General features: G+C 76.5%; 6 protein-coding genes. 2 read left to right on the top strand and 4 right to left on the bottom strand.

What is annotated here, in order from left to right:
* From FA014_RS16860 to mtrA, 4 genes are all read right to left on the bottom strand, one after another.
* A partial coding sequence (locus FA014_RS16860; RefSeq protein WP_419178426.1) for a ComF family protein occupies positions 1-394 on the bottom strand: 394 nt, incomplete at its 3' end.
* Positions 395-451: 57 nt separating this feature from the next.
* Positions 452-2176, bottom strand: coding sequence for an LpqB family beta-propeller domain-containing protein (locus FA014_RS16855; RefSeq protein WP_154730799.1), 1725 nt, complete (start codon positions 2174-2176; stop codon positions 452-454).
* The gene (gene mtrB, locus FA014_RS16850; protein ID WP_419178425.1) at positions 2173-4050 is read right to left on the bottom strand and encodes an MtrAB system histidine kinase MtrB; all 1878 of its coding nucleotides are present in this window, start codon (positions 4048-4050) and stop codon (positions 2173-2175) included. The genes FA014_RS16855 and mtrB overlap by 4 nt, the downstream gene beginning before the upstream one ends.
* The gene (gene mtrA / locus FA014_RS16845) at positions 4047-4730 is read right to left on the bottom strand and encodes an MtrAB system response regulator MtrA (RefSeq protein ID WP_154730798.1); all 684 of its coding nucleotides are present in this window, start codon (positions 4728-4730) and stop codon (positions 4047-4049) included. The genes mtrB and mtrA overlap by 4 nt, the downstream gene beginning before the upstream one ends.
* A 169-nt stretch (positions 4731-4899) precedes the next feature.
* Here mtrA and FA014_RS16840 point away from each other — a divergent pair, with 169 nt between their 5' ends.
* Both FA014_RS16840 and FA014_RS16835 read left to right on the top strand, forming a co-directional pair.
* Positions 4900-6312: a glycerophosphoryl diester phosphodiesterase membrane domain-containing protein gene (locus FA014_RS16840; protein ID WP_154730797.1), complete on the top strand. Its 1413-nt coding sequence runs from the start codon at positions 4900-4902 to the stop codon at positions 6310-6312.
* The coding region (locus tag FA014_RS16835; protein WP_154730796.1) for a DUF4129 domain-containing protein at positions 6309-6879 on the top strand (571 nt) is incomplete at its 3' end. The genes FA014_RS16840 and FA014_RS16835, both read left to right, overlap by 4 nt.

Here is a 6879-nt window from a genome sequence, read left to right as displayed (position 1 = left end):
GGCGCGCCCGCCCGCGCGGGGAGGCGGGCGCCGGCACGACGAGCACCGGCGCCCGGACCTCGCCCCGCAGCGCCGGCGCCGCCCGCCGCAGCACGGCGGCGAACCACGGGGTCACGTCCGCCTGCCCGCGGTCCTTCCACGCGACGACGGCCCGGCGCACCGAGCCGTCGTTCTCGGCGAGCGCCCACACCGGCACCGTCGTCCCGTCCATCCGGTCGAGCCGCCCCGCCGCGCGCTCGCACCGACGCGGCGGCCCGGCGAACCGGTGCAGGCAGCCCGGGCACAGCGCCGGTCCGGGCTGCCCGCACCCGGCGCAGGTCGCGGGCAGCACGAGGTCGAGGAGCTCGCGGGCGACGTCGCCGAGGGCGCGCCCCCGCGGGGCGGTCGCGGGCATGCGCTCCAGGATGCCGCTGCGCCCGGGCCCGCGGGCGCGCGTCCCCAGGCCCGCCGCTCAGCCGGCGAAGCTCGGGTCCCGCACGTCCGTCCCGACCGACGCCCAGCTCGACCCGGCGCGGGCGAACAGCTCACCCTCCGCGGTCGCCAGGTAGAGCGCGCTGTCCCCCTTGCCGCCGGCGATGTCGACCGCGTCCGCGAGCGCCGGACGGGTCTGCACCTCCCCGGACAGCGGCACCAGGTGGTACACGGCGGTGGTGGTGCTGCCCGACCGGCCGAGCACCCCGAGCGTCGACTCGTCGACCCAGACCACCCGGGTGGCGTCGGTGAGCGTCACCCCGGTCCGCCACGCCTCGCCGAGCACCTGGGGCGTCCCGGAGTCGTCGCGGACCACCGAGGCGACGTCGACCCTCACGCCGTCCGACCCGGACGAGACCACGGCGACCCGGGTGGCGTCGCGGGCGATCCGCACCGAGCGCACCGTGCGGTCCTGCAGCCACTCGGCCGCGACCTCGACGACCGTGCCGCGATCGTCGACGGCCAGCAGGTCCCCGCCGGACTGCGCCGACGCGGTCCACACCCAGCCGAGGCGGTCGACGGACGGCGCGACGAGCGCCGGCGCGTCGAGCAGCTGGACGGAGGCGGCGGTCGCCGTGGGGACGGTCACCAGCCGGTCCGGCCCCGACAGCATCACGCGCAGGTCGCCGGACCCGTCGCGGGCCGGGTCGCGGGCGTCGAGGCCGGCGAGGGAGGCGACGCCCTCGACCGGCTCCAGCTCGCCCGCGGACATCTGCACGAGCGTCCCGTCCTGCAGCGCCTCCAGGGCGCCGCCCCAGTCCTGGCCGCGCTCCAGCTCGGCGGCCTCCGCGTCCATCGCGACGCCGCCGGCGCTGATCTGCACCGTGCGGACCCGCGCGATCCGCAGCGACGCCTCGAGCTGCGCCTGCATCCGGGCGCGTTCGTCCGGCTCGGTGGGCAGCCCGCCCGCCGCGAGGCTGACCGTCGCCACCCCGTCCTCGTCCACGGAGACGGCGTCCGGCTGGAGCACCGCGCCCTCCGGCACCGCGCTGCGCACGGCGTCCCGCAGCCAACCCGACGGGCCCGCGATGATCGCGCGCACGATCGAGGTGGCGAGGTTCCGCAGCGGGAACCACCGCGTCTCCGGGACCAGGAACTGCTCGTCCTGCGACAGGAAGTAGAGGGTCGCCGACCGGTAGATCGCGTCGAAGTTCGGCTGGGACAGCACGACCCCGTCCTCCAGCCCGGCGATCCGCCACTGGCCCTCGCTGTCCTGCACGAGGTCGAAGGTCAGGGACTCCTTGGCGTCCGGGCCGGCCTGCGCGTACCGGCCCTCGTCGTCGATCCGCGCCGCCACCCGCACGTCGACGCGCACCTGGGACTCGCCCACGAGCTCGATGTCGGGGCTGGAGGCGGTGGCGTACACGACGACCCGCTCCCGCGGGTTCCAGGACCGGCGGGTCTCGCCGGACAGGTACTCGCGGGCGTTCCGGAAGTCGTCGGCGGCGTCGACCGAGGCGGACCCCCGGCTGAAGCCCGCCGCGCTGGCGCCGAGGAACCCGCGGACGATGTCCTCGGGCGTGCCGTCCTGCGGGGGCGGGTCGCCCAGCGGCTCGACGACGCCCTGGTCCGTGACGCCCTCGACGCCCACGCCCACCGGTCCGGACGTCGGGATGCCGACGCAGGCGGACAGCGCGGCGAGCACGACGGCGAGCAGCGCGGCGACGCCACCGCGGCGGGCGGCGGTGCGGGTCGGCGTGGTCATCGCGGGTCTCCCGGTCGGTCGGGACCGCCGTGGCGGGCGGGCTCGGGGTCGGGCGTGGCGGGCTCGTCCGGCGCCCGGTCCGGCGCACCGGCGGCGCGCTCGTGCTCGCGGCGGCGGGCCACCGCCCGCTGCGCCTCCCGCGCGCGCTCCACGACGTCGAACGACCCCGTGGTGGGCGGCAGGTCCGGCAGGGCGGCCGGGTCGGGGCGGTCGGCGTCCCGGTCGCGCGGCGCGGGCCGGTCCTGCTCGGCCGGGGGCTCCAGGGGCAGCGGCGAGGACTCCAGGGTGATGCCGGCCCGCCGCGGCAGCGTCAGCCGGAAGCAGGCGCCCTGCCGGGGCCGCCCCCACGCCTCGAGCCAGCCGCCGTGCAGGTGCGCGTCCTCGAGCGAGATCGCCAGGCCCAGCCCGGTGCCGCCGGTGGTGCGGGCGCGCGCGGGGTCGGCGCGCCAGAACCGGTCGAACACGTGCGCCGCCTCGTCCCGGGACATGCCCACGCCGCGGTCCCGGACGGTGACGGCCACCGCGCGGTCGTCCGCGCCCACCGTCACCTCGACGTCGCTGCCGTCGGCGTGCTCGATCGCGTTCACCAGCAGGTTCCGCAGCACCCGCTCCACGCGGCGCGGGTCGACGTCGGCGACGCACGGGCCCTCGGGCTGCGTCACCGACAGCCAGGAACCCTTCGCCGCCGCGAGCGGCACGGCCTGGTCGACGGCGGCGCCGACGACGTCGCGCAGGTCGCGCGCCTCGGCGTCCAGCACGGCGGCGCCGGCGTCGAACCGGCTGATCTCCAGCAGGTCGCCCAGCAGGTCCTCGAACCGGTCGAGCTGCTGCTGCAGCAGCTCCGCGGACCGGCGCACCACCGGGTCGAACTCGTCGCGCGACTCGTAGATCATCTCGCCGGCCATCCGGACGGTGGTCAGCGGCGTGCGCAGCTCGTGCGACACGTCGGACACGAACCGGCGCTGCATGGCCGACAGGTGCTCCATGCGGTCGATCTGGTCCTGCAGGCTCTCGGCCATCTCGTTGAACGACCGCCCCAGCCGGGCCATCTCGTCCTCGCCCCGCACCGGCATCCGCTCGCTGAGGCTGCCGTCGGCGATCCGCTCCGCGACGTGCGCGGCCTGCCGCACCGGGCGGACGACCTGCCGGGTGACCAGCCAGGTCATCGACACCAGCAGCACGACCAGCGCGACGGCGCCGATGCCGAGCACGCTCTGCAGGAACTCGAGCCGGTCCTGCTCGGCCTGCAGCGAGTACAGGAAGTACAGCTCGTAGGAACCGGCGGCGGGCACGGTGACCACCTGGCCGACCATCACGCCGGGCTCGACCCGGCCGGAGTCGGTCGAGGACGCGGGCCAGGCGACGGACTCCCAGCGCTGGCCCTCGTTCGCGGCGGTCGCGGTCCGCAGGTCGTCCGACACCAGGCCGACCAGGGTGGAGTCGGTGGACTGGCCGGTGACCAGGATCGGCTGCTGCTGGCCGCGGGTGCGCAGGATGAACACCTCGCGCTCCCCCGACCCGCCCGATCGCAGCGCGCGCACCATGTCGTTGAGCAGCAGCTGGACCTCGGGCGCCGTCGTTGCGGTCGAGGCGTCGAACGTCTCCTGCGCCTGGGCGGCGCTGCGCGCGGACTCGGCGAGCACCTGGTCGACCCGCTGGGTGAACAGCCCGTCCCGGACCGTGACCGACAGGTAGCCGCCCAGCACCGCGAGCGCGAGCAGGCCCACCACCAGGGTCAGCGTGAGGACGCGCGCCTGCAGCGAGCCGCGCCAGGCGCGCACCAGCCGGCGCGTGCGGGCGCCGGCACGCACCGTGGCGAGCCGCCACGCCCGCGCCGCCCGCGCGGTGACGCCGCCGCGGGAGGTCCCGGTCACGGGGGCGTCGCGCCCGCCTTGTAGCCGACGCCGCGAACGGTCACCACGATCTCGGGACGCTCGGGGTCGGCCTCGATCTTGGACCGCAGGCGCTGCACGTGGACGTTCACCAGACGGGTGTCGGCGGCGTGCCGGTACCCCCACACCCGCTCCAGCAGCACCTCCCGGGTGAACACCTGCCACGGCTTGCGCGCGAGGGCGACCAGCAGGTCGAACTCCAGCGGGGTGAGCGAGATGGCCACGCCGTCGCGGGTGACCCGGTGGCCGGTGACGTCGATGGACAGGTCCCCGATGCGCAGGTGCTCGGGCGCGGGCTCGTCGCTGCGCCGCAGGCGCGCGCGCACCCGCGCGATCAGCTCCTTGGGCTTGAACGGCTTGGCGATGTAGTCGTCGGCGCCGGACTCCAGCCCGAGGACCACGTCGACCGTGTCGGCCTTGGCGGTGAGCATGACGATCGGCACGCCCGACTCCGCCCGGATGAGCCGGCACACCTCGGTCCCGTCCTTGCCCGGGAGCATGAGGTCGAGGAGCACGAGGTCCGGCTGCGTGGACCGGAACGTCTCCAGCGCCTCGTCACCGTCCGCGCAGAAGACCGGCTCGAACCCCTCCGAGCGCAGGACGATGCCGATCATCTCGGACAGGGCGGTGTCGTCGTCGACCACGAGAACGCGTCCCTTCATCTGCCCATGATCGCATCACGGCGGCCCGGACCGGGCCCCGCGCGCCGCGCGACGTCCGGACGGAGCAGCGGCCCGCGCGCGGACGTGACGTGGCACGATGGCCGTCAGCCGCGCAGGGCGCCCTCGACAGGCACCCTCGGCGCACCACGAACGCCACCCAGGGAGTCCGATGAGCACGCCGCACGACGAGGGCCGCCCCGAGGACGCGCCGCGGCACGGCGAGGACCCGCGCCCCGCGCCCCGGTACGGGCAGTACGCCCCCGCGGGCTGGCAGCCGCCCACGGACCCGGCCGCCGGCGGGCAGCCCGCGAACCCCTGGGGCGACCCCGGCACCCACCCGGGCGGCGGCCGTCCGGGTGACGCGCAGGGCCAGCCGGGGCAGGCCGCCGGCCCGGGCGGGCCGGTCCCGCCGGGGTACGGGCAGCAGCCCGGGTACGGGCAGCAGCCGGGGTACCCGGGCGCGCCGGGGCAGCCGCCGGCTCCGGGGTACGGGCAGCGGCCGGGCTACCCGGCCGCCCCCGGCCAGCCGACCGCGCCGGGCTACGGCCAGCCCGGCTACGGCCAGCAGGGCTACGGCCAGCAGCCCGGGGCGACCCCCTACGGCTGGGGCGCCAGCCCGTACCAGCCGCCCGCCGCGCAGCCCGGCATCATCCCGCTGCGGCCCCTGAGCATCTGGGAGATCTTCGACGGCGCGTTCCGTGCGATCCGGCACAACCCGGGGACGATGTTCGGCCTCACCGCCGTCGTCGTCGCGGTCGCCACCGCGATCGGCGCCCTGATCCAGTGGTACGTCGCCGGGTTCTTCGCCAGCGCGGTCAACGACCTGTTCACCGACAGCGCGGGGCTCACGACGGCCGACACCGAGCTGCTCGGCGACAGCTTCGGCACCTCGCTCGCGAGCGTCGCGACCATCCCGCTGACTGCCCTCGCCACCACGGTCCTCACCGGTCTGCTGATCCTGTCGGTCAGCCGCTCGGTCATCGGCCAGCGCGTCTCCGCCCGCGACGTGGTGCGCGGCCAGGGCAAGCGGATCGTCTGGGTGATCGGGTTCAGCCTGCTGCTCGGTCTGGTGACCGCGGTCGGGATGGCGGCGATCGTCGGCCTGGTGGTCCTGGTCGGCGCCACCTCGGACAGCGTCGGCCTCACCGTGCTGGTCGGCCTCCTCGGGGTGGCCGCCGCGCTGGTGGGCGGCTTCTGGCTGACGATCCGGACGCTGCTCGCGCCGGCCGCGATCATGCTCGAGGGCGGCGGGTTCTGGGCGTCCGTGGCCCGCGCGTGGCGGCTGACCCGCGGGTCCTTCTGGCGCCTGCTCGGCCTGTACCTGCTGGTGACGATCCTCGTCGGGATCATCTCGCAGATCGTCGTCGTGCCGGTCACGCTGATCTCCCAGCTGGTGCTCAACGACCCGCTCATGACCAGCGGGCCGGCCATCGCGCTGACCGCCGTGGGCACCGCGATCGCCTCCACCATCACGACGGTGTTCATGGCGGGTGTCGTCGCGCTCGCCTACATCGACGTCCGGATGCGCCGCGAGGGGCTGGACGTCGAGCTGGCCCGGGCCGCGGAGGGCGCCGGCCGGTGACCGTGCCCGTCGTCCCGGACGCCGAGCAGGCGCGCCGCTGGCTCGAGCAGGAGCTCGCCGACCCGGTCTACCACCAGCAGCCGAGCCTGCTGCAGCGGTTCCTGGACTGGTTGGGCCGGTTGTTCGAGGGTGCCGACGGCCTGCCGATCGGCAACGTCGGCACGCTCCTGGCGATCCTCGCCGGCCTGGCCGTCCTCGTGACGGTGGCGTTCCTCGTCACGGGGCCCGTGCGCCGCAGCCGGCGCGTCGCCGGGGCGCGCAGCGTGCTGGACGCGGACGACCGGCGCACCGCCGCCGAGCTGCGGGCCGCCGCGGACGGGGCCGCCGCGCGCGGCGACTGGGCGGCCGCGGTCGCCGACCGGTTCCGGGCAGTGGTCCGGGCGCTCGAGGAGCGCGCCGTGCTGGAGGAGCAGCCGGGCCGCACGGCGCACGAGGCGGTCGAGGCGGCCGGGCTGCGCCTGCCCGCCCACGCCGTCGACCTGCGCACCGCGGGACGTCTCTTCGACGACGTCGTCTACGGCGAGCGCACCCCGCGCGCGGAGGACGACGCCGCGCTGCGGGAGCTGG

The organism is Cellulomonas hominis (genome assembly GCF_005239125.1).
Lineage (GTDB): Bacteria > Actinomycetota > Actinomycetes > Actinomycetales > Cellulomonadaceae > Cellulomonas > Cellulomonas hominis_A.
The sequence above is the reverse complement of the archived record's forward strand: the minus strand, read 5'-3'. Positions and strand labels throughout refer to the sequence as shown.

Coding starts and splice junctions, on each gene's coding strand:
- FA014_RS16855 (WP_154730799.1), bottom strand. CDS start 2,176: ATGACCACGCCGACCCGCACCGCCGCCCGCCGCGGTGGCGTCGCCGCG.
- mtrA (WP_154730798.1), bottom strand. CDS start 4,730: ATGAAGGGACGCGTTCTCGTGGTCGACGACGACACCGCCCTGTCCGAG.
- FA014_RS16840 (WP_154730797.1), top strand. CDS start 4,900: ATGAGCACGCCGCACGACGAGGGCCGCCCCGAGGACGCGCCGCGGCAC.